Consider the following 25,050-nt stretch of genomic DNA (forward strand, 5'->3'; position numbering starts at 1 on the left):
CATGTATTCCAATTCCACAGACACCTTCGACATCGCCTCGCAATTGCCAAAAGGCCTGCAGGCCCTCATGCAAAAAGCGCAAGCGGCTACCAAAAACATGGCAGATGCCGAGCTGCCGCGGCGCAGCTTCCTCAAGGTCGCGACTGCCGGCGGCTTTGCACTCGGGGCGTTTCCGCTGCTCTCAGAAGCGCAAACCATGGCGACGGCCGGGACACCCGCCGCATCCAGCCTCAAGCCGACCCAGCAGCCCTCGGCCTTTGTCCGCATCGACAAGGACGGCACGGTCACCGTCACCATCAACCGGCTCGACTTCGGGCAGGGCGTGCAGACCGGCCTGCCCATGATCCTGGCCGAGGAGCTTGACGCCGATTGGGCCCTGGTCAAAAGCCAGCACGGCAATGCCGACCCTGCCTATGTGGACCCGGCGTTCGGCATGCACCTTACGGGCGGCTCGGGCTCGATCAAGAACTCCTACACGCAGTACCGCGAACTCGGCGCGCGCACCCGCGCCATGCTGGTGTCCGCCGCCGCCGCGCAGTGGGGCGTCGATGCCGGCAGCCTGCGCACACAGCAGGGCGTGGTGGTCGGCCCAGGCGGCAAGCGCCTCACGTACGGCGAGCTGGCCGAAGCGGCCATGAAGCTGCCGGTGCCCGAAGCGGTCACGCTCAAGGACCCGAAGCAGTTCCGCATCATCGGCAAGCCCACGGGCCGGCTCGATGCGCGCGCCAAATCCACTGGCGGCCAGAGCTACGGCATCGACGTGCGCCTGCCCGGCATGCTGACGGCCGTGGTGGCGCATCCGCCGGTGTTCGCCGGCAAGCTCAAGTCGCTGGACGACAGCGCGGCCAAGGCCGTTCCCGGCGTGAAGGCCGTGCTGCGCGTGCCGCTGGACCGCGGCGGTGAGGGCGTGGCCGTTGTGGCCGACGGCTACTGGGCCGCCAAGCAGGGCCGCGATGCGCTCAAGGCCGAATGGGATACCAGCGGCGTCGAGAAGGTCGACAGCGCGCAGCAGCTCGCAAGCTACCGCGCGCTGGCGCAAAAAGCCGGTGCGCTCAAGTACAACGACAACATCGGCAAGCTGGCTTCGGCCCCTAAAAAAATCAGCGCCGAGTTTGTCTTCCCCTACCTGGCCCACGCGCCCATGGAGCCTTTGAACTGCACGGTGCAGCTCAGCGGACAGGGCGCGGATGCCAAGGCCGAACTCTGGCTGGGCACGCAGATGCCGGGCCTGGACGCGCTGGCCGCCTCCAAGGCACTGGGCGTGGCGCCGCAGAACGTCAAGGTGAATGTGCAGATGGCCGGCGGCGGTTTTGGCCGCCGCGCGATCGCCACCAGCGACTATGTTGTTGAGGCCTGCAACGTCGCCAGGGCCGCGCGCGGCGCCGGGCTGACGGCCGCGGTGCGCACGCTGTGGAGCCGCGAAGACGATATCAAGGGCGGCTACTACCGTCCCATGCATGTGCACCGCGCCGAGATCGGCTTCGACGACAAGGGCGAGATTCTGGGCTGGGACCACGTCATCGTCGGCCAGTCCATCGTCGGCGGCACGCCGTTTGAAGCCTTCATGGTCAAGGACGGCGTGGACGGCACCATGGTCGAAGGCATGAAAGAGCCTTACGAGATCCCGATGCGGCTGTCGGTGCACCACCCCAAGCTCAACGTGCCGGTGCTCTGGTGGCGCAGCGTGGGCTCCACCCACACGGCTTATGTGATGGAAACGCTGATCGATGAAGTCGCGCGCAGCTCGGGGCAGGACCCGGTGGCCTACCGCCTCAAGCAGTTCGGCACCAAACATCCGCGCCATACAGCCGCGTTGCAGATGGCGGTCGACAAGTCCGGCTACGGCAAACGCACGCTGGCCGCCGGCCGCGCCTGGGGCGTGGCGGTGCACGAATCCTTCAACACCGTGGTGGCCTATGTGGTCGAAGCCTCGGTCAAGGACAACACGCCGGTGCTGCACGGCATCACCGCGGGCGTGCACTGCAACCTCGCGATCAACCCGACCAGCATAGAGGCGCAGGTTCAGGGCGCGGCGCTGATGGGGCTGTCGATGTGCCTGCCGGGTGCGGCGATCACGCTGAAAGACGGCGTGGTGGAGCAAAGCAACTTCGGCGACTTCCCGGTGCCGCGCATCACCGACATGCCCACGGTGGCGGTGTTCATCGTGCCCAGCGCTGATGCGCCCACCGGCCTGGGCGAGCCCGGCCTGCCGCCGCTGGCCCCGGCCTTTGCCAACGCCATCGCCAAACTCACGGGAAAACCGGCGCCGCGCGAGCTGCCTTTTAAACTGGCGTGATGGACAAAGGCGTGGCGAGGGGCGACCCCACGGTGCTGGTGCTGGCCTCAGGCCGGGGGGAGCGCTTTGCCGCGTCGGGCGGTGGTACGCACAAGCTGCAGGCGCTGCTCGCTGGCAAGCCGGTGCTGCGCCACACCCTGGACGCCGTGGCCGCCAGCGGCCTGCCCTGGCACCTGGAGGATGCGGGCCACCCCGGCATGGGCGACTGCATCGCGGCCGCCGTGCGGGCCACGCCTGAAGCCTCGGGCTGGCTGGTCTTGCCGGGTGATCTGCCGCTGGTGCAGGCCGCCACGCTACGGGTGGTGGCCGATGCGCTGGCGCGGCATGCGGTGGTGGTGCCGACGTTCAAGGGCGTGCGCGGCCACCCGGTGGGGTTTTCGGCTGCGTGCCACGAGGCGCTGCTGGCATTGACGGGAAACCGGGGCGCGTCCCCGGTGGTCCAGGCGCAAGCCGCGCTTCAGTCCGTTGCGCTGCTCGACCTTGCAGACGAAGGCATCGTCACTGACATCGACACTCTGGAAGATTTGCAGCGAGCTGAAGCGCTGCTCGCGCGGCGCTGAGTTCTCTAGCTTAGCGCGATCACTGCGCAGGCCAGTCGTGGGCCGGAATTACCGGTGGGCTGTGTCTTGTAATCATCCGGGTCGCGATGCACGATCAGGCCCTTGCCCACGATGTTGTTCACGCCGCTACCGATGGCAATGGTTTTCGATTCAAAGCTGAACTTAGCCACACCCGACGCGTCGGCCTTCAAACTGGGGATGTCGCCGGCGTGGTGGGCCATGTCCGAATGGCTGCCGTGCGGCTGGCCGCCTGGGTTGAAGTGCCCGCCCGTGCTCATGCCGTCGCCGCTGGAGCAATCGCCTTTTTCATGCACATGAAAGCCGTGCTCGGCATTCGGCTTGAGGCCGCGAATCTCGCCCGAGACCAGCACCTTGTCACCGCTCTGGGTGAAGTTCACGGTGCCGGCCGCGCTGTTGCCTGTGGTGCTTTGCAGCTGTGCCACGGCGCGCGGGCCGCTCGTGGTGGATGCGCAGGCGCTGAGCACAAGGGCGGCGGCGAGTGTGGCCAGACGGTAGATCATGATGCGGTCTCCTGAAGGGTTGGCGGAAAAATGGAAAGGCCCACTGTAGGCCGCATGGCCTTCGCTGGCAAGACTCAAACGGTGCCTAGCCATTAACCAGCGCCAATAGCCTGCCCAGCGCATGGTCGTGGATGCCCAGGGTTTTCAGCTTGTCATAGGTGAGCTGCGCATATTCGCGTGTGGTGCCGTAGCGCCCGCAGGAGTCCGAAAAAATCCGCCGGTAGACGTCCTCGCTGAGCACGCCGGTGTGGCTGGGGCTGCGCTTGGACAGCGTGAAAGCCAGCGCCCGCAGGTCGCCCTGCGTGGTCTGGCAGCGCAGCCACTTGGGGTCGTAGACGCCGTTGGGCATCTCGCGCGCCCACAGGGCGGGCAGGGCGCCGGCGACCTGCGCGCGCGGGATGCGAAAGGCCATGCCCTTGCAGCTGCCGCCGGGCAGCAGGCCGAAGACCAAGCCAGGGCATTCCGGCGTGCCGCGGTTCACGCGGCTCCACATCTTCAGCGCGCGGTGGTAGCCGTGGATGGTGGCAAAACGCTCTTCCGCATGCTCGAACTCCGGGCGCCAGATCAGCGAGGCATAGGCGAAGATCCACAGGTCGTGCTTGCCGCCCCACTCGCGCATGACGGTCTCCAGCATATGGTCGGGGTTGCGGGGAACGGAAAGGCCGGGGCCGGCCAGTTGCTTTGCTGAATTTTCCACAGACGCACTTTACAATGGGCCGAGTTTTTGTGACGGGAGTCGGGCAATGTTTTCTCAGGACGATGAAGGCCAGCAGGGCCTGGTGTTGGCGGTCGTTCTTGGCCTGATTGTTTTTGTCATGACGCTGGTCATAGGCATCAGCCTGCACCGGCTGCACCGCGCCAAGCCTTCGGGCGCTCCGCCTGTTCCCGCCATCGCGGTCGCCGCGACGGCCCCCGCAACTGTGGCTTCGGCGCCTGCCGCTACCCCCGCAATCCTTCCCGACGTCGCCCAGGCCATCCAGGCTTCCCAGGCCTCACAAGCCGCTGCTGATGCCGCCAGCGTCAAGGTCGAGCAGAGCGTGGTGCGCTTTTATTTTGCTTCCGGCAATGCAGACCTGGCCGCCGGCGCGGTGGATGCCATGGCCGACCTGGTCAAGGCCGCCAAGGCGGGCGGCCGTACGCTGGTGATCTCGGGTTTTCATGACGCAACAGGCGACGCCGCAAAAAATGCGGCCCTGGCAAAACAACGCGCCTTGGCAGTCCGCGATGCACTCAAGGCCGCGGGTGTTCCCGAACGGCAGATCGAGCTGAAGAAACCCGAGCAGCTGACCGGGAGCAGCGATGCCGAGGCGCGCCGCGTTGAAATCTCGCTGCAATAAAAAGCCAGGCGCCCGGCGGGCGTAGTGCATCGCTGACAAGGGCAAGAGCAGGGAACCGACGTTGGGCCAGCCGCCCTGGCGGCAGACTGTGTTTGGTAACCGTACCGTAACCACATTCGCCTCAAAGGGGTCGGTAACCCGTTACCATAGAGTCAGTAATAAAGTTACATCGCCTCTCCGGCAGCCCCCGCCACCCAGACCTAAAGCTCCACCATGGCACTTCATCCCAAAGTCTCAGACATCACGGCCCGCATCGCCGCGCGCAGCCGCCCCACGCGCGAGGCTTATCTCGCGCAATTGCATGCGGCTTCCACGCGCGACCCCGGCATGGACCGTATGGGTTGTGCCAACGTGGCGCATGCCTTCGCAGGCATGCCGCTCGATGACCGCTTCAAGGTCGTGACGCAGCGCGCGCCCAACATCGGCATCGTCACCGCCTACAACGACATGCTGTCGGCGCACACGCCTTTGCAGGCTTACCCGGCCTTCATCAAGGACGAAGCCCGCAAGCTGGGCGCCACGGCCCAGGTCGCCGGTGGCGTGCCTGCGATGTGCGACGGCGTGACCCAAGGCACCAGCGGCATGGAGCTCAGCCTGTTCAGCCGGGACGTGATCGCCATGGGTACGGCGATAGCGCTCTCGCACGACATGTTCGACGCGGCGCTGATGCTGGGCGTGTGCGACAAGATCGTGCCGGGCCTGCTGATAGGCGCCCTGCAGTTTGGCCACCTGCCCACGGTCTTTGTGCCCGCCGGGCCCATGACTTCCGGCATCCCGAACAAGGAAAAAGCCTATGTGCGGGAGCAGGCCGCGCAGGGCCTGGTCGGCCGTGATGCCTTGCTGGATTCCGAGTTCAAGTCCTACCACAGCCCCGGCACCTGCACCTTTTACGGCACGGCCAACAGCAACCAGCTGCTGCTCGAGGCCATGGGCCTGCATGTGCCCGGTACCGCCTTTGTGAACCCGGGCAACGCCCTGCGCGAGGAACTCACGCGCGAAGCAGCGCGCACCGTGCTGGGCATCGTCAAGGAAAAACGCTTTGCACCTATAGGCCTGATCGTCGACGAAAAAGCCATCGTCAATGCGATGGTCGCCTTGCTGGCCACGGGCGGCTCGACCAACCACTTGATCCATTGGGTGGCCGTGGCGCATTCGGCCGGCATCGTGATCGATTGGAACGATTTTTCCGATCTCTCGGACGTGGTGCCGACGCTGGCCCACGTCTACCCCAACGGCAGCGCCGACGTGAACCAGTTCCAGGCCGCCGGCGGCCCCGGGCTCATCATCCGCGAACTGCTGGACGCGGGCTTCATGCATGAAGACGTGCTCACGGTGCGCGAAGGCGGCATCCGCGAATACACACGCGAGCCGTCAATGGCCGGTGCCGCACTCGCCTGGCACGAACTGGGTGCGTCCAAGGATGAGTCCATCGTTCGTCCTGCCGCCAAACCTTTCAGCGCCACCGGCGGCCTCAAGCTGCTGCAGGGCAACCTGGGCCGCTGCGTGATCAAGGTCTCCGCCGTGCCCGACGACCGGCATGTCATCGAAGCGCCGGCCCGCGTGTTTGATTCGCAGGAAGCCCTGCACCTGGCCTTCAATGCCGGTGAACTCGACCGCGACGTGGTCTGCGTGGTGCGCTGGCAGGGGCCGCAGGCCAACGGCATGCCCGAGTTGCACAAGCTCACGCCGCCGTTGGCGGTGCTGCAAGGCAAGGGCTTCAAGGTCGCGCTGGTCACCGACGGCCGCATGAGCGGCGCCTCGGGCAAGGTGCCGGCCGCCATCCATGTGTCGCCCGAAGCGGCTGCCGGCGGCCCGCTGGCCCGGGTGCGCGACGGCGACGTGATTCGTGTCGATGCCGTCACCGGTGAACTGAAGGTACTGGTGGCCGAAGCGGAATGGGCCGCGCGGCCTGTGGAAACCATGCCCACCGGCTTGCGCGCTGGCAATGCCGTCGGCATGGGCCGTGAACTGTTTACCGGCATGCGCCGCCACGCGCTGACGGCTGAAGAAGGAGCTCTATCGTGGATGTGAACATCAATCTCAGCGGCAAGCTGACCGCCCTGCAGGTGATGCAGGATGCGCCGGTGATTCCCGTCATCGTGCTCACCGACGCCAAACAGGCCGTGCTGCTGGCACGCGCGCTGGTAGCCGGCGGCATCCGCATGCTCGAAGTCACGCTGCGCACGCCGCAGGCGCTGGCCTGCATCGAAGCCATCGCGCGCGATGTGCCGGAGGCCGTGGTCGGCGCGGGCACGGTGCGCAGCGCCGCCGACGCCCAGGCCTGCGCCATGGCCGGCGCGCGTTTTGCCGTGAGCCCGGGCTACACCCACGCCATGGGCCAGGCCTGCCGCGATGCCGGCCTGCCGCTGTTGCCCGGCGTTGCCACCGGCAGCGAAATCATGATGGCCCAGGAAGACGGCCTGACCGAACTGAAGTTTTTCCCCGCGATGCAGGCCGGCGGCCCGGCCATGCTGAAAGCCTGGAGCGGCCCCTTCGGCGACGTGCGCTTTTGCCCCACGGGCGGTGTCTCCACGGCGAACGCCGCGGAATTTTTAAGCCTGCCGAATGTGATCTGCGTGGGCGGCTCCTGGCTCACGCCCGGCGATGTGCTGGCGCGCGGCGACTGGGCGCAGGTGACGGCGCTGGCGCAGCAGGCCTGCCGGCTGCAGCGCAACGACGGCTGAGCGGCGGGGTTTGCCGCAGCTCGGTGGCACACACCGATAAAGGGGGACGCGCGGCGGGAATTGGTTAGTATCGATCGACTACCAAGGACCTCCGCATGTTTGCTTCCGCGATGCGCCATGGCGCTGTGTTTGTGTGCCTGGCCCTTGCCGCCGTGGCGGCCCCCGCCCAGACGGAGACTTCTCCTTTCGTTGAAAGCTTCAGCCCGCAGGGCGAAATACGCTCGCTTCAGCAGGTAGCGGTGCGCTTCAGCCAGGACATGGCGAAGCTGGGCGAGGCCGACGCAAGCCCGCCTGTTGTCCTCAGTTGCGAAGGCACGGCGCTGCCTGCCCTCACCATGCGCTGGGTGGATACACGGCGCTGGGTGGCCGAGTTCAAGACGACCCTGCCGGCAGGCATACGCTGCCAGGCGCAATTGCGCGAAGGCCTGCAATCGCTGGCCGGGGTGGCGCTGCGCCAGCCGCGGCAAGCCTGGAGCTTCACCACCGGCGGGCCCAAGGTGGACTGGTCTGAACCGGCCGAGGGCGCCCGCATCAAGGAGGACCAGGTTTTCCTGCTGCATGCCAGCGCCGCGACGAGCCGCGATGCTTTGACGCAGGGCCTGCGCTGTGTCGTGGGTACGGTGCAGCATCCCGTCAAAGTGCTTTCGGTCGAGCGGGCACGCGAGGAATACCAGCCGGCCGCCCAGCGGCGGCAGTACCAAGTCCCGCTTTTTTCGGAGGCTGATACGTTTGCGGTCAGCTGCGCGCAGCCGCTGCCAAACGGCGCACCGGTGCGGCTGTTGTGGGGCAAGGATATTGCCTCGCAGCAGGGCGTGAGCAGCCGCGACGATCAATCGCTGGGAAACTACACCGTGCGGCCGATGCTGCGCGCGGACCTGCGCTGCGTGCAGCTCGATGCCACCGAAGGTTGTGACCCGCGGCAGCCCATCCGGCTCGAGTTCACCGAGGAGGTGGCGCTGTCCTGGTTGAAGCAGGTCGTGGTCCGGGATGCCGCTGGTGCGGCACTCCCGGTCAAGGTGGAGCGCAGCTGGAACAGTCAGGACCAGGGCCGTTCGGTGGCCACCGAACGCTCACCCTCCATCCCGGTGCCAGCGGAAAACTCGGTGCTGGTGGTGACCCTGCCCGAAGGCCTGGTCGACGTCGATGGCCGAAGGCTGTCGAATCGGGATGCGTTTCCCTGGCGCGCGAAAACCTCCACGCTGCCGCCCTATGTGGGTTTTGCGAAAAGCAGCGGCGTGCTGCCCTTCGAGGCCGGCAAACCCGCGCTATGGCCGCTGGCGGTGCGGCGCACCGAGAAGGCCGTGCCGGTGAAGCTGATGCGGATTGGCGGCGAGAGCCTGGACGGCAAGGCGCCGGGCGATGCACTGGCGGTGCGGGCGGCAAGCTCGGCAAGTGCCCTGGCGCTGTGGCGGAGCATGCAAGACTGGCCGCAGGCTTATGAGACGCCGCCGCGGCCTTACCCCATCATCGCGCAGCAGAACCGGGACTGGGCGGGCAGCAGCCTGCAGAACGTGCCCACGCAGGGCGCCGCCATGGAATTCGTGCCGTTGGCCCTGGCCGAGCCCGGCTTGTACCTGGCGGAGGCTCACAGCAGCGCCTTCGCCGGGCAGATGGCCGGCGCGGCGGGCGCGCCCGGTTCAGAGCAGCGGGGGCCCCAGCAGCGCGCGGCCCTGGTCGTGGTGACCAACCTCAACATCAGCACGCGCATAGGTCACGGCGGCGAGTCCCTGGTCTGGGTTACCGCGCTGGACAGCGGCTTGCCGGTGGCCGGCGTGTCGGTCGACGTGATGAGCTGCAAGGGACGCGCGCTGGCCCAGGGCGACACCGATGCGAACGGCCTGCTCAGGATCAGCCAGCCCCTGACCGGATTGCCCCAGGCTGACACCTGCGCCGACCGCTATGGGCAGGGCCGGGACAGGGTGCTCGTGGTTGCGCGCAAGGGCAAGGACCTTGCCTTGCTGGTCGATGACAGTGGCAGCTACCGCTACAACTATGGCAGCCTGTCGAGCATAGGCCACACCATCCTGGACCGCATGCTCTTCAAGGCGGGCGATACGGTCCACATGCAGCACCTTGTGCGAAAGCGGCTTGCCGCCGGCTTTGGAAATTTCCCGGCCGGGACGGGCAAGGTCGACCTGCATTTTGAGCGCGAGTTGGTGGCGTCCCTGCCGCTGGCCTGGGATGCGGCGGGCCAGGCCCTCAGCCAATGGACGGTACCGGCCAATGCCAGGCTGGGAACCTACAGGGCCACTGTGACCGGCCCGGATGGATCCACCCACGGCATGTATTTTGTGGTGGAAGAATTCCGCGCCCCGGTGTTCGAAGCCGCGCTCACGGGCAAGGCCGTCTGGCGCGCCGGGAAACAAAGCCTGCCTGCGACGCTGAGCCTGGCTTTCATGGCCGGCGGCGCGGCGGCGCAGCACAAGGTCGAGCTTCAGGGCCGCTATATGTTCTATGCGACAGCACCGGTGCAGGGCTACAGTTTTGCTGATGTGCTGTTGCCGAAGGCGTGGGAACCGCCTTTCAAACCCATCCCGTCACGGCTCGATGCCAAGGGTAGGAGGCTGCTGCTTGTCGAGCCGCCGGTGTTCGACCGTCCCGCCACGCTGCTTGCCGAGATGAAGTTCGCCGACCCCAGCGGCGAGGTGCAGACCATCGCACAGCGCTTTGTTCTCTGGCATTCGGACACCCGGCTTGGCGTACGTGTGGCGGCTCGGCCGGATGTGGCAAAAGGCACGGCTGTCGCGGTCGTGCATGGCCTGGTCCTGGATGCCGACGACAAGCCGCTGGCCGGGCGCAAAGTCGCCGTGTCCGTGCGGCCGGCCTGGCAGATCTATGAGGGCGGCTCCAGGATTGAGCTGGCCGGTAACGAGCAGGCGGTCTGCGGGGCGCAGACGGACCTCAGGGGTCAGATCGAATGCGAGGCGGCCGCGATGCCTGCCTTGCCCGAGCCGCGCGAACGCGCAAGTCCCGGCTGGCTGTTCCGCATCCAGGGCAGCGACGGCGCCGGCAAGGCGATCAGCAGCAGCGTGTTCGTGAACCAGTACGAATTGCATCCGCGCAACGAGCAGTTGCTGGCACTGGCCGGCACACAGCCGGTGGATGCGGTGCAGCCCGTGCAGATCTCGGTGCGCGCGCCCTTTCTGCCGGCGACGCTGTTGTTGACGGTCGAGCGCGAAAGCGTGCTGGACACAGCCGTCTACACGCTGACGCAGCCGGTCACCACGCTGCCGATCACGGTGCGGCCTGAGCAGGCCCCGAATGTGCAGGTCCACGCGCGCTTCATGCGCGGCCTGGCCGGCTTGCCCGATCCGGTGGAAGGCAAGGCGCAGCCGCTTGCCAACAACGCGGTACTGAGCGTCGGCATTCAACCCACGGTGTTCGCGCTGGACGTCAAGGTCGAACCCGCGAAGGCCATCCTGCCGCCGCGCACGGCGGTGAGCGTGAAGGTCACCGCCGTTCAGCGCAGGGACCAGAGGCCAGCAGCCGGCGCGAAGCTCACAGTGCTGGCGGTAGACGAGGCCCTGCTGGCGCTGAGCCCAAACCCCAGCTGGAATCTGCTGGGCGCCATGATGCGTCCGCGCGCCATCCAGGTCCATGGTTCGGGCCTTGAGAGCCAACTGGCACGTTCGCTCACATTCGGTGCCCAACCCGCCTTTTGGCCCAGCGACGACCGGGGCCGTTTTGTGAGCCCGTCCAACGCGCCGGCCGCGCCAGCGGCTGCATCGATGCGCACCTCGGACGGATCGGAAGGCGCGGAAGGTGCCGCGGTGCGCAACCAGTTCAGCACGCTGGCGTTCTGGACCACTGAAGTAGTGCTGGACGCGCAAGGCGAGGCATTGGTGACGGTGCCTTTTAACGACAGCCTGACACGCTGGCGCGTCATCGCCATTGCGCAGCAGGGCGAGCAGCAGTTCGGCACCGGCGATGCCGGTGTGCAAACCACGCAACCGGTGCAGATCTTCTCGGGGCTGCCGCCGGTGGTGCGCAGCGGTGACCGGCTGGTCCAGCAGGTCACGGTCCGCAACGGCGGACCTGCTGCCGTGTCCCTGCAACTCAAGGCCCGGGTTGCGTTGAAGACCGGTACTGTGGCTGCGGAAGCAAAAACCATTGCCGCGGAGCGCACGCTCCGCCTGGCGCCGGGGCAGTCGCAGCCGGTCTCCTGGAGCATGGTAGTGCCGCAAGGCGCCAGCGCGCTGGTCTGGCGCATTTCGGCCGCCATGCCGGACGGCCGCGTGGCCGATTCCATGGACGTCGAGCAGGCCGTGCTGCCGGCGCTTCCCGTCACGGTGCGCCAGGCCACACTGCTGCAAGTCAATGGCCTGGCCAGCCTGCCCGTGGTGATGCCGTCCAACGCGCAGCCGCAGTCGGCCGTGGTCGGCGTGGCCTTGCAGGACAGCCTGGTCGATGCGTCGCTGGCGGGGGTGCGGCAATGGATGGCCGCCTACCCGCACGCCTGCCTGGAACAGGACAGCAGCAAGGCCGTGGTGGCCGGGGATGTGAAAGCCTGGGACAGGCTCATGGGCGACCTTCCGCGCTACCTGGACGCCAACGGGCTGGCCCGGTATTTCCCCGAAAACAGCCTGGCCGGCAGCGAGACGCTGACCGCGCACCTGCTGGACGTGGCCGCCGCCAAAGGTTGGGCCATCCCGGCCGCTTCGCGTACGCGCATGCTGGCGGGCTTGCAGAAAATCCTTCGGGGCCAGCTGCCGGGCCAGGACTGGATGCCCAGCGGCAGCGACCCGGTCGCCCGGCAGCTGTCCCTGCAGGCCACGCTGATCGAGCAGCGCACGCTGAGCAACACGGCGGCGCTGCCGGTGCGGCCGGAAGACCCGGGAAGCCTGCCCACGGTCGCACTTACCGATTGGGCGCGTGCCTTGCTGGCGCAGGCGCCTGAATCGCGCTCCGTCGCCGACCTGGATGCCGCCGCGGCGCTGTTGCGCAGCCGCTACGACGTGCAGGGGACACGCCTGAACTGGCGCAATGAAGAGCGCGAGAACTGGTGGTGGTTTATGTGGAGCGGCGACCTGGCCGCCGCGCGCACGGCGCTGGTGCTGCAGCAATGGCAAGCGATAGACCCGGGCTGGAAAGACGATGTGCCGCTCGTCATCACGGGCCTGACAGGCCGCCAGCAGCAGGGGCGCTGGTCGACCACGGCGGCGAACGCCTGGGCCACGATTGCCTTGCAGCGTTTTGCCGCCGGCGTTGAGAAAGGGCCTGTCAGCGGAAGCACACAGCTGAGCCTGGCGGGCGAGCCGAAAGCGGCCCGCACAGTGGCGTGGCCCAAGCCGCCCGAGGCGCTGCTGCGGCTGGAGCCGAAGCCCAGTGGCGACAAGCTGCTCATCACGCACCAGGGCAGCGGCGCGCCGTGGGCGACGGTAAGCATCAAGGCCGCGGTGCGCCTGGACAAACCCCATAACGCCGGCATGCGGGTCGAAAAAACCATCACGGCCGTGGAGCAGAAGGTCAAAGGCCAGTGGTCGGTGGGCGATGTGGCACGGATACGGCTGACCATGCATTCGCAGGCCGACCTGACCTGGGTCGTAGTGCATGACCCCGTGCCTTCGGGCGCCACCATACTGGGCCGCGGCCTGGGGCGCGAAAGCGCACTCGCCCAGCGAGACCCCCAAAACACCGGCGCCGCCTGGCCCTCCTATGTCGAGCGCGCGGCGGACAGCTACAAAGGCTACTACCGGTGGGTTCCCCGCGGAAGCTGGAGCACGGAGTACTCGGTGCGCATCAATAACGCCGGCGAATTCAGGTTTCCCGCAACACGGCTCGAGGCCATGTATGCGCCTGAAATTTTCGCGGAGACGCCGAATGCGGAATGGGTCGTCAAAGAGGGGCCTGCGCGCCGCTGAGATGCGGCCCCTGCAAGTGCAGCGCAATTGAGGACAGGGGTTGTAGAGTCTGGAGCCGTTCACAAAACCCAGCGAAGCGGTCCTGGCTAGGCGCGTCGCCGCAGACAGTGCTACAAGCACGGCAAGGCGGCGCAACAACGCCAGGAGGGTTTTGTGAGCGGCTCTTAGCGCAGGCCCGCGCCTGCGGCGTTTTCGGCGCGCTGGATCAACTCGATCTTGTAGCCGTCCGGGTCCGTCACAAAGGCGATCACGGTGGTGCCGCCCTTGACCGGGCCGGCTTCACGCGTCACGTTGCCGCCCGCGGCCTTGATCTTTTCGCAAGCCGCGTACGCGTCCGGTACACCCAGTGCGATGTGGCCAAAGGCCGTGCCCATGTCGTAGCTTTCGGTGCCCCAGTTGTAGGTCAGCTCGATCTCGGCATGCTCGGGGTTGTTGCCGTAGCCGACAAAGGCCAGGCTGTATTTGTACTCGGGGTTCTCCGAGGTGCGCAGCAGTCTCATGCCCAGCACCTGGGTGTAGAAGTCGATGGAGCGCTGGAGATTGCCAACGCGCAGCATGGTGTGTAGGAGTCGCATCGGGCGATTATCCTGCGCTGCGCGCGAACGTGCACGGGCCGCGTCCCATGGCCCTGGGCTACGTGCCGTTTAGGGCCGCCGCCTTTCGAGCAGCTCGAAGACCGCCATGCCGGCCAGCATGGCAAGCACAAACACGGCGGCTTTGGGTTCACCCATGCCAAGCGCCACCAGCCCCGGGCCGGGGCAGAAACCGGCAAGCCCCCATCCCACGCCGAAAAGAACGCTACCGGCCAGCAGCCTGCGATCCACAGGGCCTGCGGCCGGCAGTTTCATATCGGCGCCCAACAGGGAACAGCGCCTTTTTTTAGCCAGCAGGAAAGCGAAGAAGCCCACGGCAATGGCGCCGGCCATGACAAAGGCCAGCGACGGATCCCATGGGCCTGCAAGGTCCAGGAAGCCGAGAACCTTGGCGGGATTGGCCATGCCCGAGACGATCAGGCCCAGGCCGAACACCAGGCCGGCCAGCAGGGAGGACAGTATCAACATGGTCCTTCTCCTAAAGCTTGAACAGGTGGCGCGCCAGGAACACCACGGCAAAACCGGCCCCCATGAAGGTCACCGTGGCCGCCAGCGAACGCGGCGACAGCCTTGAAAGCCCGCACACACCATGGCCGCTGGTGCAGCCCGCGCCATAACGCGTGCCGACACCTACCAGCAAACCGGCGGCGACCAGCACGCCGTAAGCGGCGTCCACCTGCACGCGAGGCAAGGCCGAGAACATGCCATAGGCCAGCGGCGCACCCATCAGGCCGGCGATAAAGGCCACGCGCCAACCTATGTCGCCGCGCATCGGTCTGAGCAGTCCGCCCAGAATCCCGCTGATGCCGGCGATGCGCCCGTTGAGCAGCACGAACATCGCGGCGGCCAGGCCTATGAGCAGGCCGCCCGCCAGTGCGGGCCAGGGTGTGAAGGCGCTCCAGTCCAGGGTCATCGTTGGCCTCCTTCGGGGCAGTACAGGCGGTAGAGCAGCGCCAGGATTTCCAGCGTCCCGGGTTCGGCCACGCGGTAATAAATGTTCTTGCCGTCCCGGCGCGGGGTGATCACGCCTTCATTGCGCAGCACGCCGAGCTGCTGCGAGAGCGTGGGTTGGCGTATGCCCAGGTCCTGCTCGAGCTCGCTCACGCAGCGCTCGCCCTGCGAAAGCTGGCAGAGCAGCAGCAGGCGGTCTTCATTGGCCAGTGCCTTCAGTGCACCCACGGCTTGCGCGGCAGCCTTGCGAAGTTGCCCGGTGTCTAAAACTGGAGAGGATGAAGTCATGGCTATGCGCTGGGGATTGCTTGATGGGACTGCTTGATGGGACTGCTTGATGGGACTGCTTGATATTATATGTAAATATATAATGTAGTGACACACGCCTTGAATGAAGGAACCCGGTCCATGCAAATCCCGCTCGATCCCCAGGCTTTTTTTGATACCGCGACCGGGACTGTCACCTATGTCGTGGCGGATCGGGGCACGGGACAGGCGGCCATCATCGACCCGGTGCTCGGCTATGACTTCAAGTCGGGGCGCACCAGCACGGAGCTGGCTGACCATGTGTTGGCCCATGTGGAGCAACAAGGCCTTCACGTCGGGTGGATTCTGGAAACCCATGCACACGCCGACCATCTGTCGGCAGCCCATTACCTGAAGGCGCGCACCGGCGGCCAGATTGCCATTGGCGAACACATACGCACCGTACAGTCCACGTTCAAGAAAATCTTCAACCTGGAGTCTTTATTCGCACCGGACGGCAGCCAGTTCGACCACCTGTTCAAGGACGGCGAGATATTCGCGATAGGCGATGTGGAGATGACCGCGCTGCACGTGCCTGGCCACACGCCCGCGGACATGGCCTACCTGGCGGGTGACGCGGTGTTTGTGGGCGATACGCTCTTCATGCCCGACGTGGGGACCGCGCGCGCGGATTTCCCTGGCGGCGACGCCCGCCAGCTGTACCGCTCCATCGGCAAGCTGCTGCGATTGCCGGCGCAGACGCGGGTCTTCGTCTGCCACGACTATCCGCCTGGCGAACGCGCGCCTCAATGGGAAACGACGGTGGACGAGCAGCGCAAGGCCAACATCCACGTGCGTGACGGTATTTCCGAAGATGCTTTTGTGGCCATGCGCTCGGCCAGGGACGCCACGCTCGAAATGCCCACGCTGATGCTTCCTTCCATCCAGGTCAATATCCGCGCGGGCGGCCTGCCGCCGGCTGAGGACAACGGCGTGAGTTACCTCAAGATTCCGGTCAATGCGTTGGGAATTGCCTAGCTCCTCATCGATGCGCTGGCGCGCTTTTTTTCGGCTGATACCAGAGCGAGATGGCATCGGTTCGTGCAGAAGCGTCCGGCCCACATCGTCATTGTGGTTTGTTGGGACAAACTCCCGTAGTGGGGATAGCCAGTGGTCTTTGGCTTTTCCTCGCGGGCCCCGTATTGATACAGTAACTCGAGTAACTACTGGCTTGCGGTTCGGATCCGATTCATCAGTCATCGAAAACCGTGAATGCCGCGATTGCAGGGTGTTATGTACTTCCAGATTGGAGCGCTAAATTGCTGGTCAGTCCCTTATTGTCGGAAATCCCGAATATTCGTCACGGCTTCGGCAACCTGGCCGAGCCATTGCCGCCATTTGCCGCTCCGTATTGGGATGACCGCCCTGTCAAGACGCAAGTCCATGGCGTGCGGATCTGCTCCGTCCACGAAAAGAAAAGCGAGGTTGGGGAAGCCGACGGGCTTTTTACGGCAACGGCCAACTTGCTTCTGACGCTTGCCAACGCGGATTGTTTTCCTGTTTTACTGGCGCGCTCGGATGGCTCGGCCGTCATGGCAATTCATGTGGGCTGGCGAGGGGCCTTGGGTGGGATCGTGAAGGAGGCCGCGGACCTGATATCCAGAAACGGGGATCACCCCCAAAACTGGGTCGCGGCACTTGGGCCAGGCGCGCGCCCTTGTTGTTATGAAGTGTCTGCGGAATTGGTCGAAAGATTTGCCGCCAGATTTCCCTTGCCCAGGCACATGATTGAACCGACCCATCGGAAACTGGATCTCCCGTCGTTGATAGGGTGGCAATTGCAGGCGTGTGGATTCGGTGCGTTCTCGGATGTCAACGCGTGCACCATTTGCAGCACGGTGATGGACGAAAAAGGAAACACGCAGCCAGGCTTTCTCAGCTACAGAAGGGGCTGCGGAAAATCCGTTCAACGATCCGCGATCGTCAAGGTGTAGGTGACGGGCATCTAACAGCGCCTGCCACGGCGCGCTGAAGCGCATCTGATACACCGGCTTGTGTTGCGAAGTTCGTCAAGCCGGCGGCCTCTTCCTCGCTTTGCAAATAGAGCCGGTGCATGGGAAAGCGTTGAAACAGCGAAAGGTGTCCTTCATAAGACCGAGTGTCGCCACGTGAGGGATAAGCCGACGCCCATTCAAGGAGCCTGGCAAGCCCAGCCTCGGATTGGGCTCTTCCCATATGAGCTTTACTTTCTGATCCTCTAGCCAATAAGCGTTGCCGACAAACCGGCCACTCGATATTGAGCCAGATCAGCGCTTGCGCATCCTCGAGAAAGGGCGCGGCCAGCTCACCAAAAACGCCTTCTACAACCCACCCCGGCATGGTCCTGCTTTGTGCTGTCAGCGATGCAATTTCCCCGTCGGACCGCCTTTCGTCGAAGCCGCCAGGCAACCAGAATAATTCGTCTAGATGAATGATGGGGACCGATGCAAGTGCGGCAAGCCGTGTGGCAAGCCATGTTTTTCCACTTCCGCTGTTTCCGATGATCACGATTTTCATCAATGCCTTATAGACGAATTCGCCATCGTCTTCGCCGATAGCAGGGAGGATGGCCTGGCTGATTGAAGGGGGCAAGTCTCTACGTCACGAGTGCCCGAAAGACGGCCTCAATGCACCGTGCATTGTTGGCAAAGGTGAGTAACGCAAGAGATTCAGATTCGCTGCACCAACGAAATGCCTTGTGTTCGTGCGAGAGCTTGGGTCGGACTTTCCCTGGGACCACCGCATAGAAAACTTTTTCCAGCACCTGCACGGGTTCTGGCCCGTAGGTTTCACGCCATTCCGGCCTGATGGGAAAAACCTGCTCGAAACCGGTGTCGCTTGCGGACGTGAGTTTGATGGCGGTTTCTTCATGCACTTCACGGATCGCCGCTGCCTCGAAGGACTCACCGGGTTCCAGTGCGCCGGAAACGCCTTGCCAGAAGTCCGGCAAAGCGAGTTCCGGCCGCGCGTTGCGCTGCAGCAGGAGAACTGACCAGGCGGCTTCGTGCCTGGCAACAAGAAATACCTGGACGGAGAACGGGAGCCTCATCCGGGACATTGCGCTACGAGGCCAGGATGGCCCAGCGTTCGTGGTCTCGCCAGCGGCCACCGATCTTCAGGTATCGCGGCGAATACCCTTCTTGCGCGAATCCGCACGACGCGACCAGGGCAATGGAAGCCGCATTCTCCGGCTGGATATTCGCTTCCAGGCGGTGCAGCTTGAGTGACTTGAATGCGTGCCCCACGGCGGCCCGCAGGCCCTTGCGCATGAGGCCTTGCCGCTCATGCCCCGCGAAAGCGTAATAGCCGAGGTAGCCACTGCGAAACAGGCCCAGGATGATATTCGTGACATTGACGACACCCACCAGAGCGTGGGTGTCGCGGCGGCAGACAAGGAAAGCGCTATTGGTGGGCAAGCCCATGCGTTCGATGTAGGCGCGAAACAGGGCCGGTGTGTCCGGCGCGGTCGTCCATGGGTGATGCAGCTTGCGGCTGGCGCGCGCCGCGGAAAGAAACGCGCGCTCGTCGGCAAGGACAGGGCGGCGAACATAGATTACGGCGCTCAATGTAGGTGCATCCATGGCGGCTCTGAAGGAAGGGGCAGGCCGGATTCTAGACCTGCAAGGCAAACGGCCCGCAACGCGGGCGGCGCACGATGTTGATGCTCAGCCGGCCGTGGTGCAGGCACGGCCCGCGGGCATCATGGTGCGCACGGGGCAGGGTTTTTTCAAGTGGCTAGAGAATCTTGGAGCATCCGGCGGATGCCGTCTGCACCGGCACTGTTTCAGAAACCCGGGCATTGGAGGGAATGATTTCCTCCACGATGACCTCGCAAACCTTTGCGAACTCCCTTCCGACGTTCGTTGAGCCATAACGTGCCAGATAGTCGCGGCCCGCTTGCGGTACAAAATAAGCTGTCACATTGCAGGACATACTGAACCGGCCAAAATTGCGGGTACCCACGAATCTGACGCCCAATGGGGCGCCAACCGGGATGTTGTGCTCAAAGACCCCGATGGATGAATGTTTGGTGTCGGGCATTCCGATCACTTTTGACGGGGGTGGCTTGCCCGCCTTGATGGCCGACAGGGGATCAAAGTAGCCCAGCGTTGACGTTTTACCGTTGCCCGAGCACTCCACCAAGTTGGCTTCGACGGGTTCACCGGCAGACGAGATGACGCGTAGCCGGGCGTGGGCTTGTCCCTCTTTGGGACCTTCGTACATCGCAGCGCAACCAGACAAGGCAACGAGAATAAACGGGATGAGTAGCAGCCGCACAGTTGATTCCTCAAGGCATGGATGTTTAAGGTTGAACCTGAGCGCGCAGTGATACAGCGTGCTTGCAACACGCCGAAATCCTAAAGTGCTTCCCTGTGTAAGGGTGTACTTTTCTTGAGCTTTCGTGGTGCAGAGCCGTGCGATTCGGCATTCACGCCACAGTCTTGTAGCTGGCTCCGCAGCGTGGCCGTGGGTCATGCCGCCAGGCTACTTTTGCCCCGGCACCTCAAACACCAGGCAGGTCGTGGTCGCATGCGCATACAGCTTGCCGTCCGGCCCGACGATGCGGCCTTCGGCGGTGGCCAGCTGGCGGCCGCAGTGGATCACGGTGCCTATGGCGCGCAGCGGCCCGGTCTTGTGCGAGGCGGCGCGCACGATGTTGAGGCTCAGTTCGGCCGTGGTGTAGGCCCGGCCCGCGGGCATCATGGTGTGCACGGCGCAGCCCACGGCGGAGTCCAGCAGCGTGGCGTACCAGCCGCCGTGCACCGTGCCCAGCGGGTTGTAGTGCTTGAGCTGCGGCGTGCCCTGGAACACGGCCTTGCCGGGCTCGACCTCGATCAGCGCAAAGTCCAGGGTCTCGGCGATGTAAGGATAGGGCAGTTTGCCGGCCAGCATGGCGGTCATCACCTCCATGCCGGTTTTGCCGGCCACGTCTTCCGGCCGTGCCAGGCCTGGCCTGCCGCCGCCTTTTTCCATGCGGTCGCGCACCGCGGCGCTCTGTTCCATCCACTGAGCCAATGTTTCTTGTGGGGTCATGGTGTTCATAAGTGTTGCATATGCAATAGTTGTAGCTACAATCAAATTATGAACGAGAAAACCCGCCTGTCAACCCAGGCCGAACTCAAAGTGCAGGGCTGCACCAATGTCAAGCTGCGGCAGCTGATGCGCCGCGTCGCGCACCACTACGACCTTGAAATGACCAAGGCGGGCTTGAAGACCACGCAGTACTCGCTGTTGACCTATGTACTCAAGCTGGGCCCCATGCGGCCCGGCGAGCTGGCGCGCGGCATGAAGATGAGCGCCTCCACCTTGACGCGCAACCTCAAGCCGCTGATAGACGCCGGCTGGATAGAGCTCACCGCGGGCAGTGACGCGCGCAGCCGCACCGTGGTGCTCACCGACGCGGGCCGCGCCAAACGCGAAGAAGCCCGCGCGCGCTGGAAGGCCGCACAGGAGCAGCTCAACGCGCTGCTGGGCGTCGAAAGGGTGCTGGCGCTGCACACACTGATCAATGAATCCCTGGAACTTTTATCCCCCATCGAATCAGGAGCCGACGATGAATAAACCCCTGCCTTCCAGTTCCGCCGCTGCGGCTTCACCCCCCGCCGCCCGCCATATCGCCATGTGGCTGGTGCTGCTGGCGGCCGGCGGCACTTTTGCCCTGACCATGGGCGTGCGCCAGACCATGGGCCTGTTCCTCTCGGCGCTCAATACCTCGACCGCGCTGGGCATAGGCAGCATCAGCCTGGCCTTCGCCTTCGGCCAGCTCTGGTGGGGGTTGACGCAGCCCTTTGCCGGCGCGGTGGCCGACCGCATAGGCACCGGCCGCGKGATTTTTTTCGGTGTGCTGCTGGTGGCCGTGGGCACCATCATCACGCCGCTGATGACCAGCACGGCCGGGCTGATCTTTGCGATCGGCGTGCTGGCCGCGGGAGGCGCCGGCATGGCCGGCCCCTCGGTGCTGATGGCCGCAAGCACACGGCTGGTGGCGCCGGAAAAGCGCGGCCTGGCCACGGGCATCGTCAACGCCGGCGGCTCCTTCGGCCAGTTCGCGATGGCGCCGATTGCCATCGGCCTCACCGCCGCGGTCGGCTGGGCCAGCGCGATGCAGTGGCTGGGCGCGCTGGTGCTGCTGGCTGTGCCGGCGGTGCTGGTGCTCAAGGGCAACTCGAAAGCGCTGGCGGCGCAGGCCGCTGCGGCCTCAGGCACCAAAGCGCTCAGTGCGCGCCAGGCCGTCAGCCAGGCGATCGCCACACCCAGCTACCGTTACCTGGCCGCCGGCTTTCTGGTCTGCGGTTTTCATGTGGCCTTCCTGGCCACCCACCTGCCGGGCGTGGTGGCGGCCTGCGGCCTGCCGCCTGAAATCGGCGGCTGGTCGCTGGCGATGATTGGCCTGTTCAACATCGTCGGCAGCCTGTCCATGGGTTGGGCCGTGGGGCGGTGGCGCATGAAGTCGCTGCTGGCCCTGCTGTACGCGACGCGTGGACTGGCCGTGCTCGTCTTCCTGCTGGCGCCCAAGACACCGGCCGTGATGCTGATCTTTGCCGCCGTCATGGGCGTGACCTTCCTGTCGACCGTTCCGCCCACAGTGGGCCTGGTCGCGAAGATGTTCGGCACGGCCAACATGGCCATGCTGTTCGGCGTGGTCATGCTGTCGCACCAGGTGGGCGGCTTCCTGGGCGCCTTCCTGGGTGGTTATGTGTTCCAGGCCACGGGCAGCTACGACTGGGTCTGGTATATCGACATCGTGCTGGCCGTTGGCGCCGCGCTGGTGAACCTGCCGATCCGCGAGGCGCTGTTGCCGAGGCAGATGGCCGCCAAGGCCGCAGCGTGAATCGGCGATCTCGCATCAAGGACAGCCCATGAACACCATGACGCAAACACCCGACGCGGCCACGCGGCACTACCTCGATGACCTGAGGGTGGGCGACCGTTTTGTGAGCGGCGAGTACGCGCTGGACGAGGCGCAAATCATCTCGTTCGCAGCACAGTTTGATCCCCAGCCTTTCCATCTGGACCACGAAGCCGCCAAGGCGACTCTCTTTGGCGGCCTGGCCGCCAGCGGCTGGCACACGGCGGCCGTCACCATGCGATTGCTGGTGGGCGGCGGCCTGCCGCTGGCCGGCGGCATCATAGGCGCCGGTGGTGAAATCAGCTGGCCCAAACCGACACGCCCCGGCGACGTGCTGCATGTGGAAACCGAGGTGGTCAGCGTGACCCCCTCGGCGTCGCGGCCCGACCGGGGCCGGGTGGTGGTGCGCAGCCAGACACTCAACCAGCACGGAGACGTGCTGCAGCAGTCGACCTACAAGCTGGTGGTGCCGCGTAAAGCTGTCTGAGCCTGGGCTTGTGCCCGGTGGCCGCTGTGCCAGAATCCACGCAAGAGGCCAACTTGGGATTCACAGATGCTTATCAATTGCGTGGTTTACCAGAACGGCACCAAACTCGCCGACATCCCGGTCAGTGAGATCAGCGACTACATCTGCCGGCCCGATGCTTTTGTCTGGGTGGCGCTGCAAGACGCCACGCCGGAAGAACTCGAGGAAATGCAGCACGAGTTCGGCCTGCATGAACTCGCGGTCGAAGACGCCCGGCACGGCCACCAGCGGCCCAAGATCGAGGAATACGGTGCTTCGCTGTTTTCGGTGCTGCACCTGGTAGAGCCTTCCACCGACAAGCCGGGCGAGCTTCACGTCGGCGAGGTCGACGTGTTCACCGGCAAGAACTATGTGCTCTCGGTGCGCAACCGCAGCAACAAAGGTTTCCTGGGTGTGCGCGAACGCTGCGAGCGCGAGCCGGAGCTGTTGCGCAACGGCTCGGGTTTTGTGCTGTATGCCTTGATGGACGCGGTGGTGGACCGCTACTTTCCCGTTCTTGACGAACTCGAGACCGAGCTGGAGCTGATCGAGAAAGACATCTTCACGCCCGGCGCCGCGCGCAAGAACATCGAACGGCTCTACGAACTCAAGGGCAGCGTGATGGTGCTCAAGCATGCGGTTGCGCCGCTACTTGAAGGCGCCAGCAAACTTTACGGCGGACGCGTGCCGCAGATTTGCGCCGGCGTGCAGGATTATTTCCGCGATGTGGTCGATCATTTGACGCGCATCAATGCGCTGATCGAAAACATGCGCGACACGATTGGCACGGCCATCCAGGTGAACCTGGCGATGGTGACCATCGAGGAAAGCGAAGTGACCAAGAAGCTCGCGGCCTGGGCCAGTATCTTTGCGGTCTGTACGGCGTTTGCTGGCATATGGGGCATGAACTTTGAAGCCATGCCCGAACTTAAATGGCGCTACGGCTACCTCATGGCGATCAGCATGATTGTGGTGGCTTGCTCGCTTCTCTACTGGCGCTTCAAGCGCGCCCGCTGGCTATAACTTACGACACCTTGGGCGGCGTAAAGGCCTTGCGCGCCGCCAGCGCCGCCTTGCGGCTTGCGCAACCCTCGATGTGGTCGTTGACCAGTCCCATGGCCTGCATGAAGGCGTACATCGTGGTCGGCCCGACAAAAGTCCAGCCGCGTTTTTTGAGGTCCTTGGACAGCGTGGTCGAGGCCGGTGAAGTGGGCATGGCCTTGACAGCCTCGTGCGTGATGCGCGCGGGCCGGCTTTTGGCCTCCGGCTCCAGCCGCCAGACAAAAGCGCCCAGTGAGCCGAACTCTTTGCGCAGCTCGATCACACGCTGTGCGTTGTTGATGGTCGAGGCGATTTTGCCCGCGTGGCGAACGATGCCGGCATCGTTGACCAGGCGCTTGATGTCGCGCGCGTCGAATCGGGCTACCTGCTCGGCGTCGAAGTTGGCGAAGGCGCTGCGAAAGGATTCGCGCTTGTTCAAAATCGTCAGCCAGCTCAGGCCGGCCTGGAAACCTTCGAGGCAGATCTTCTCGAACAGCCGGCGCTCGTCGTCGACCGGGAAACCCCATTCGCTGTCGTGGTAGTTGCGGTAAACCGCCGTGGCCTGGCACCAGGCGCAACGCGTGGTCCGGCTGTCGTCGGTAAAAAGGCCCGCGGCGGGTGATGCGGCTGCTGCGGGAGGCTTGGGTGGGGTGGCGGAAGGCATGGGCGATTTTAGGCAGATGCGGGCGGCCGGCGTTATCATGAAACCCAATCCCCCTTCATGGCTTCATGGCCCCGCAACTTCGGAAACACGCACCATGTCCCTCCAGCTCTGGCTCGCTTTTGTCGCCGCAACCGCCGTCCTGCTCATCATTCCCGGCCCGACCATCCTCACGGTCATCAGCTATTCGATGGCGCATGGCAAGCGGGCCAACATCCCGCTGGTTGCCGCCGTGGCGCTGGGCGACTCGACCGCGCTGGTCGTGTCCCTGTTCGGCCTGGGCGCGCTGCTGGCGGCGTCGGCCTTCTGGTTCACGGTGGTCAAGTGGGCCGGCGGCCTGTACCTGCTCTACCTCGGCATCAAACTCTTGCGTGCCGGCATTTCACCCATGCAGGCCGCGGCGCCCGAAGCCCCGGGCTCCTTGTGGAAGCTGTTCGGCAACACCTATCTGGTCACCGCGCTCAACCCCAAAGGGATTGTGTTTTTTGTGGCCTTCCTGCCGCAGTTCATCAACCCGGCTGCCGACGTCACTCGCCAGCTCTGGGTGTTGGCCGTGACCTTTGTGGTGATGGCTAGTTTGAACGCCACGCTTTATGCGGTGTTTGCCGCCTCGGCTCGCACGCTGCTGGCTTCGCCGCGGGCGCAGCGGAGGTTTAATTTTGCGGGTGGGGCGTTGTTGTCTATGGCTGGGGTTTGGGCTTTGTTGGCCCGGCGGCCGGCCTGAGTTCGGGTTTTGCTCCGGCGGGGCGCTCTCCTCTGAGGGTTGCTGGCCGGGGGTAGCCCGGCGGCTACTCACTTTTCTTTTGCTTCGCCAAAAGAAAAGTAAGCAAAAGAAAAGGCGACCCTGGTTGCTGCGTCCCTGCGCTTCGCTACGGGCAACCTGCGGTGCTCGGTCCAGACGGGGT

25 protein-coding genes are annotated in these 25,050 nt (G+C 64.9%); 13 read left to right on the plus strand and 12 right to left on the minus strand.

Translation table 11 applies throughout. From position 1 onward, the window contains the following. The first annotated feature begins 1 nt into the window (after window position 1). Together AC1D1F_RS16290 and AC1D1F_RS16295 are read left to right on the plus strand one after the other, a co-directional pair. Window positions 2–2,296 (plus strand): xanthine dehydrogenase family protein molybdopterin-binding subunit, encoded by a 2,295-nt coding sequence (locus tag AC1D1F_RS16290; protein WP_477675763.1) that lies wholly within the window; start codon window positions 2–4, stop codon window positions 2,294–2,296. Beyond that, entirely contained in the window at window positions 2,296–2,856 is a 561-nt protein-coding gene (locus tag AC1D1F_RS16295; protein WP_477696475.1) for a nucleotidyltransferase family protein, read from the plus strand. The genes AC1D1F_RS16290 and AC1D1F_RS16295 overlap by 1 nt, the downstream gene beginning before the upstream one ends. Before the next feature lie 5 nt (window positions 2,857–2,861). Here AC1D1F_RS16295 and AC1D1F_RS16300 read toward each other — a convergent pair whose 3' ends face one another. Then, window positions 2,862–3,377: a superoxide dismutase family protein gene (locus tag AC1D1F_RS16300; RefSeq protein ID WP_477675761.1), complete on the minus strand. Its 516-nt coding sequence runs from the start codon at window positions 3,375–3,377 to the stop codon at window positions 2,862–2,864. Window positions 3,378–3,462: 85 nt separating this feature from the next. After that, window positions 3,463–4,011 carry a gamma-glutamylcyclotransferase gene (locus AC1D1F_RS16305; RefSeq protein WP_477675779.1) on the minus strand — a complete coding sequence of 183 codons (549 nt, stop codon included), beginning with the start codon at window positions 4,009–4,011 and terminating at the stop codon, window positions 3,463–3,465. 109 nt (window positions 4,012–4,120) lie between these two features. Between AC1D1F_RS16305 and AC1D1F_RS16310 the strand changes: the two genes are divergently transcribed. From AC1D1F_RS16310 to AC1D1F_RS16325, 4 genes are all read left to right on the plus strand, one after another. Further along, complete coding sequence (locus tag AC1D1F_RS16310) at window positions 4,121–4,714, plus strand: OmpA family protein (RefSeq protein WP_477696476.1); 594 nt, start codon at window positions 4,121–4,123, stop codon at window positions 4,712–4,714. Window positions 4,715–4,927: 213 nt separating this feature from the next. Continuing rightward, a complete protein-coding gene (gene edd, locus AC1D1F_RS16315; RefSeq protein WP_477696477.1) occupies window positions 4,928–6,745 on the plus strand; it encodes a phosphogluconate dehydratase in 1,818 nt (605 codons plus the stop codon). Next, complete coding sequence (eda, locus tag AC1D1F_RS16320) at window positions 6,736–7,398, plus strand: bifunctional 4-hydroxy-2-oxoglutarate aldolase/2-dehydro-3-deoxy-phosphogluconate aldolase (RefSeq protein WP_477676757.1); 663 nt, start codon at window positions 6,736–6,738, stop codon at window positions 7,396–7,398. The genes edd and eda overlap by 10 nt, the downstream gene beginning before the upstream one ends. A gap of 95 nt (window positions 7,399–7,493) precedes the next feature. Continuing rightward, window positions 7,494–13,259 carry an alpha-2-macroglobulin family protein gene (locus AC1D1F_RS16325; RefSeq protein ID WP_477700774.1) on the plus strand — a complete coding sequence of 1,922 codons (5,766 nt, stop codon included), beginning with the start codon at window positions 7,494–7,496 and terminating at the stop codon, window positions 13,257–13,259. A 164-nt stretch (window positions 13,260–13,423) separates the two neighbouring features. Here the strand turns inward: AC1D1F_RS16325 and gloA are convergent, their stop codons facing one another. The 4 genes from gloA to AC1D1F_RS16345 form a co-directional block, all read right to left on the minus strand. Then, on the minus strand, window positions 13,424–13,834 hold the full coding sequence (gene gloA, locus AC1D1F_RS16330) for a lactoylglutathione lyase (protein WP_477676755.1): 411 nt from the start codon (window positions 13,832–13,834) through the stop codon (window positions 13,424–13,426). Between the two features lie 69 nt (window positions 13,835–13,903). Beyond that, window positions 13,904–14,320: a DUF6691 family protein gene (locus tag AC1D1F_RS16335; protein ID WP_477071342.1), complete on the minus strand. Its 417-nt coding sequence runs from the start codon at window positions 14,318–14,320 to the stop codon at window positions 13,904–13,906. A 10-nt stretch (window positions 14,321–14,330) separates the two neighbouring features. Continuing rightward, a complete protein-coding gene (locus AC1D1F_RS16340; protein WP_477676754.1) occupies window positions 14,331–14,765 on the minus strand; it encodes a YeeE/YedE family protein in 435 nt (144 codons plus the stop codon). After that, window positions 14,762–15,091, minus strand: coding sequence for an ArsR/SmtB family transcription factor (locus AC1D1F_RS16345; protein ID WP_477655198.1), 330 nt, complete (start codon window positions 15,089–15,091; stop codon window positions 14,762–14,764). Before AC1D1F_RS16345 ends, AC1D1F_RS16340 begins: the two co-directional genes overlap by 4 nt. A gap of 120 nt (window positions 15,092–15,211) precedes the next feature. On the opposite strand from AC1D1F_RS16345, the gene AC1D1F_RS16350 reads away from it, so the two are divergent. Both AC1D1F_RS16350 and AC1D1F_RS16355 read left to right on the plus strand, forming a co-directional pair. Then, the gene (locus AC1D1F_RS16350; RefSeq protein ID WP_477676753.1) at window positions 15,212–16,087 is read left to right on the plus strand and encodes an MBL fold metallo-hydrolase; all 876 of its coding nucleotides are present in this window, start codon (window positions 15,212–15,214) and stop codon (window positions 16,085–16,087) included. Window positions 16,088–16,317: 230 nt separating this feature from the next. Next, window positions 16,318–17,043, plus strand: coding sequence for a purine nucleoside phosphorylase YfiH/LACC1 family protein (locus AC1D1F_RS16355; protein WP_477700775.1), 726 nt, complete (start codon window positions 16,318–16,320; stop codon window positions 17,041–17,043). On the opposite strand, the gene AC1D1F_RS16360 is transcribed toward AC1D1F_RS16355, so the two are convergent. The 5 genes from AC1D1F_RS16360 to AC1D1F_RS16380 all read right to left on the minus strand — a co-directional run bounded on the left by AC1D1F_RS16360 (window position 17,033) and on the right by AC1D1F_RS16380 (window position 20,122). Then, a complete protein-coding gene (locus AC1D1F_RS16360) occupies window positions 17,033–17,680 on the minus strand; it encodes a P-loop NTPase family protein (protein ID WP_477676751.1) in 648 nt (215 codons plus the stop codon). The genes AC1D1F_RS16355 and AC1D1F_RS16360 overlap by 11 nt on opposite strands. A gap of 4 nt (window positions 17,681–17,684) precedes the next feature. Continuing rightward, on the minus strand, window positions 17,685–18,137 hold the full coding sequence (locus tag AC1D1F_RS16365; protein WP_477676750.1) for an NUDIX hydrolase: 453 nt from the start codon (window positions 18,135–18,137) through the stop codon (window positions 17,685–17,687). Window positions 18,138–18,150: 13 nt separating this feature from the next. Continuing rightward, on the minus strand, window positions 18,151–18,669 hold the full coding sequence (locus AC1D1F_RS16370) for a GNAT family N-acetyltransferase (protein ID WP_477676749.1): 519 nt from the start codon (window positions 18,667–18,669) through the stop codon (window positions 18,151–18,153). A gap of 154 nt (window positions 18,670–18,823) precedes the next feature. Beyond that, complete coding sequence (locus tag AC1D1F_RS16375; protein ID WP_477696688.1) at window positions 18,824–19,564, minus strand: hypothetical protein; 741 nt, start codon at window positions 19,562–19,564, stop codon at window positions 18,824–18,826. Between the two features lie 9 nt (window positions 19,565–19,573). Next, a complete protein-coding gene (locus AC1D1F_RS16380) occupies window positions 19,574–20,122 on the minus strand; it encodes a PaaI family thioesterase (RefSeq protein ID WP_477676747.1) in 549 nt (182 codons plus the stop codon). 48 nt (window positions 20,123–20,170) lie between these two features. Here AC1D1F_RS16380 and AC1D1F_RS16385 point away from each other — a divergent pair, with 48 nt between their 5' ends. The 4 genes from AC1D1F_RS16385 to AC1D1F_RS16400 all read left to right on the plus strand — a co-directional run bounded on the left by AC1D1F_RS16385 (window position 20,171) and on the right by AC1D1F_RS16400 (window position 23,466). Beyond that, window positions 20,171–20,650, plus strand: coding sequence for a MarR family winged helix-turn-helix transcriptional regulator (locus AC1D1F_RS16385; RefSeq protein WP_477676746.1), 480 nt, complete (start codon window positions 20,171–20,173; stop codon window positions 20,648–20,650). Next, window positions 20,643–21,920 carry an MFS transporter gene (locus AC1D1F_RS16390; protein WP_477700776.1) on the plus strand — a complete coding sequence of 426 codons (1,278 nt, stop codon included), beginning with the start codon at window positions 20,643–20,645 and terminating at the stop codon, window positions 21,918–21,920. Before AC1D1F_RS16385 ends, AC1D1F_RS16390 begins: the two co-directional genes overlap by 8 nt. 37 nt (window positions 21,921–21,957) lie before the next feature. Continuing rightward, complete coding sequence (locus tag AC1D1F_RS16395; RefSeq protein ID WP_477679249.1) at window positions 21,958–22,425, plus strand: MaoC family dehydratase; 468 nt, start codon at window positions 21,958–21,960, stop codon at window positions 22,423–22,425. A gap of 66 nt (window positions 22,426–22,491) precedes the next feature. Then, window positions 22,492–23,466, plus strand: coding sequence for a magnesium and cobalt transport protein CorA (locus AC1D1F_RS16400; protein WP_477679247.1), 975 nt, complete (start codon window positions 22,492–22,494; stop codon window positions 23,464–23,466). Between the two features lies 1 nt (window position 23,467). On the opposite strand, the gene AC1D1F_RS16405 is transcribed toward AC1D1F_RS16400, so the two are convergent. Further along, window positions 23,468–24,148, minus strand: a complete 681-nt coding sequence (locus AC1D1F_RS16405; RefSeq protein ID WP_477700777.1) for a DNA-3-methyladenine glycosylase I — start codon at window positions 24,146–24,148, stop codon at window positions 23,468–23,470. Window positions 24,149–24,242: 94 nt separating this feature from the next. Between AC1D1F_RS16405 and AC1D1F_RS16410 the strand changes: the two genes are divergently transcribed. Further along, window positions 24,243–24,869 carry a LysE family translocator gene (locus AC1D1F_RS16410; protein WP_477679248.1) on the plus strand — a complete coding sequence of 209 codons (627 nt, stop codon included), beginning with the start codon at window positions 24,243–24,245 and terminating at the stop codon, window positions 24,867–24,869. The last annotated feature ends 181 nt before the right edge of the window (window positions 24,870–25,050 follow it).

Source organism: Polaromonas sp. P1_H6, from assembly GCF_056405195.1.

Excerpts from the sequence above, each read along its gene's own strand:
- AC1D1F_RS16310 (WP_477696476.1), top strand. The coding sequence starts at position 4,121 with ATGTTTTCTCAGGACGATGAAGGCCAGCAGGGCCTGGTGTTGGCGGTC.
- AC1D1F_RS16400 (WP_477679247.1), top strand. The coding sequence starts at position 22,492 with ATGCTTATCAATTGCGTGGTTTACCAGAACGGCACCAAACTCGCCGAC.
- edd (WP_477696477.1), top strand. The coding sequence starts at position 4,928 with ATGGCACTTCATCCCAAAGTCTCAGACATCACGGCCCGCATCGCCGCG.
- AC1D1F_RS16305 (WP_477675779.1), bottom strand. The coding sequence starts at position 4,011 with ATGCTGGAGACCGTCATGCGCGAGTGGGGCGGCAAGCACGACCTGTGG.
- AC1D1F_RS16375 (WP_477696688.1), bottom strand. The coding sequence starts at position 19,564 with ATGACCCACGGCCACGCTGCGGAGCCAGCTACAAGACTGTGGCGTGAA.
- AC1D1F_RS16380 (WP_477676747.1), bottom strand. The coding sequence starts at position 20,122 with ATGACCCCACAAGAAACATTGGCTCAGTGGATGGAACAGAGCGCCGCG.
- AC1D1F_RS16365 (WP_477676750.1), bottom strand. The coding sequence starts at position 18,137 with ATGAGGCTCCCGTTCTCCGTCCAGGTATTTCTTGTTGCCAGGCACGAA.
- AC1D1F_RS16405 (WP_477700777.1), bottom strand. The coding sequence starts at position 24,148 with ATGCCTTCCGCCACCCCACCCAAGCCTCCCGCAGCAGCCGCATCACCC.
- AC1D1F_RS16325 (WP_477700774.1), top strand. The coding sequence starts at position 7,494 with ATGTTTGCTTCCGCGATGCGCCATGGCGCTGTGTTTGTGTGCCTGGCC.
- AC1D1F_RS16295 (WP_477696475.1), top strand. The coding sequence starts at position 2,296 with ATGGACAAAGGCGTGGCGAGGGGCGACCCCACGGTGCTGGTGCTGGCC.
- AC1D1F_RS16340 (WP_477676754.1), bottom strand. The coding sequence starts at position 14,765 with ATGACCCTGGACTGGAGCGCCTTCACACCCTGGCCCGCACTGGCGGGC.
- gloA (WP_477676755.1), bottom strand. The coding sequence starts at position 13,834 with ATGCGACTCCTACACACCATGCTGCGCGTTGGCAATCTCCAGCGCTCC.
- AC1D1F_RS16345 (WP_477655198.1), bottom strand. The coding sequence starts at position 15,091 with ATGACTTCATCCTCTCCAGTTTTAGACACCGGGCAACTTCGCAAGGCT.
- AC1D1F_RS16335 (WP_477071342.1), bottom strand. The coding sequence starts at position 14,320 with ATGTTGATACTGTCCTCCCTGCTGGCCGGCCTGGTGTTCGGCCTGGGC.
- AC1D1F_RS16410 (WP_477679248.1), top strand. The coding sequence starts at position 24,243 with ATGTCCCTCCAGCTCTGGCTCGCTTTTGTCGCCGCAACCGCCGTCCTG.
- AC1D1F_RS16395 (WP_477679249.1), top strand. The coding sequence starts at position 21,958 with ATGACGCAAACACCCGACGCGGCCACGCGGCACTACCTCGATGACCTG.
- AC1D1F_RS16300 (WP_477675761.1), bottom strand. The coding sequence starts at position 3,377 with ATGATCTACCGTCTGGCCACACTCGCCGCCGCCCTTGTGCTCAGCGCC.
- AC1D1F_RS16370 (WP_477676749.1), bottom strand. The coding sequence starts at position 18,669 with ATGGATGCACCTACATTGAGCGCCGTAATCTATGTTCGCCGCCCTGTC.
- AC1D1F_RS16290 (WP_477675763.1), top strand. The coding sequence starts at position 2 with ATGTATTCCAATTCCACAGACACCTTCGACATCGCCTCGCAATTGCCA.
- AC1D1F_RS16385 (WP_477676746.1), top strand. The coding sequence starts at position 20,171 with ATGAACGAGAAAACCCGCCTGTCAACCCAGGCCGAACTCAAAGTGCAG.
- AC1D1F_RS16350 (WP_477676753.1), top strand. The coding sequence starts at position 15,212 with ATGCAAATCCCGCTCGATCCCCAGGCTTTTTTTGATACCGCGACCGGG.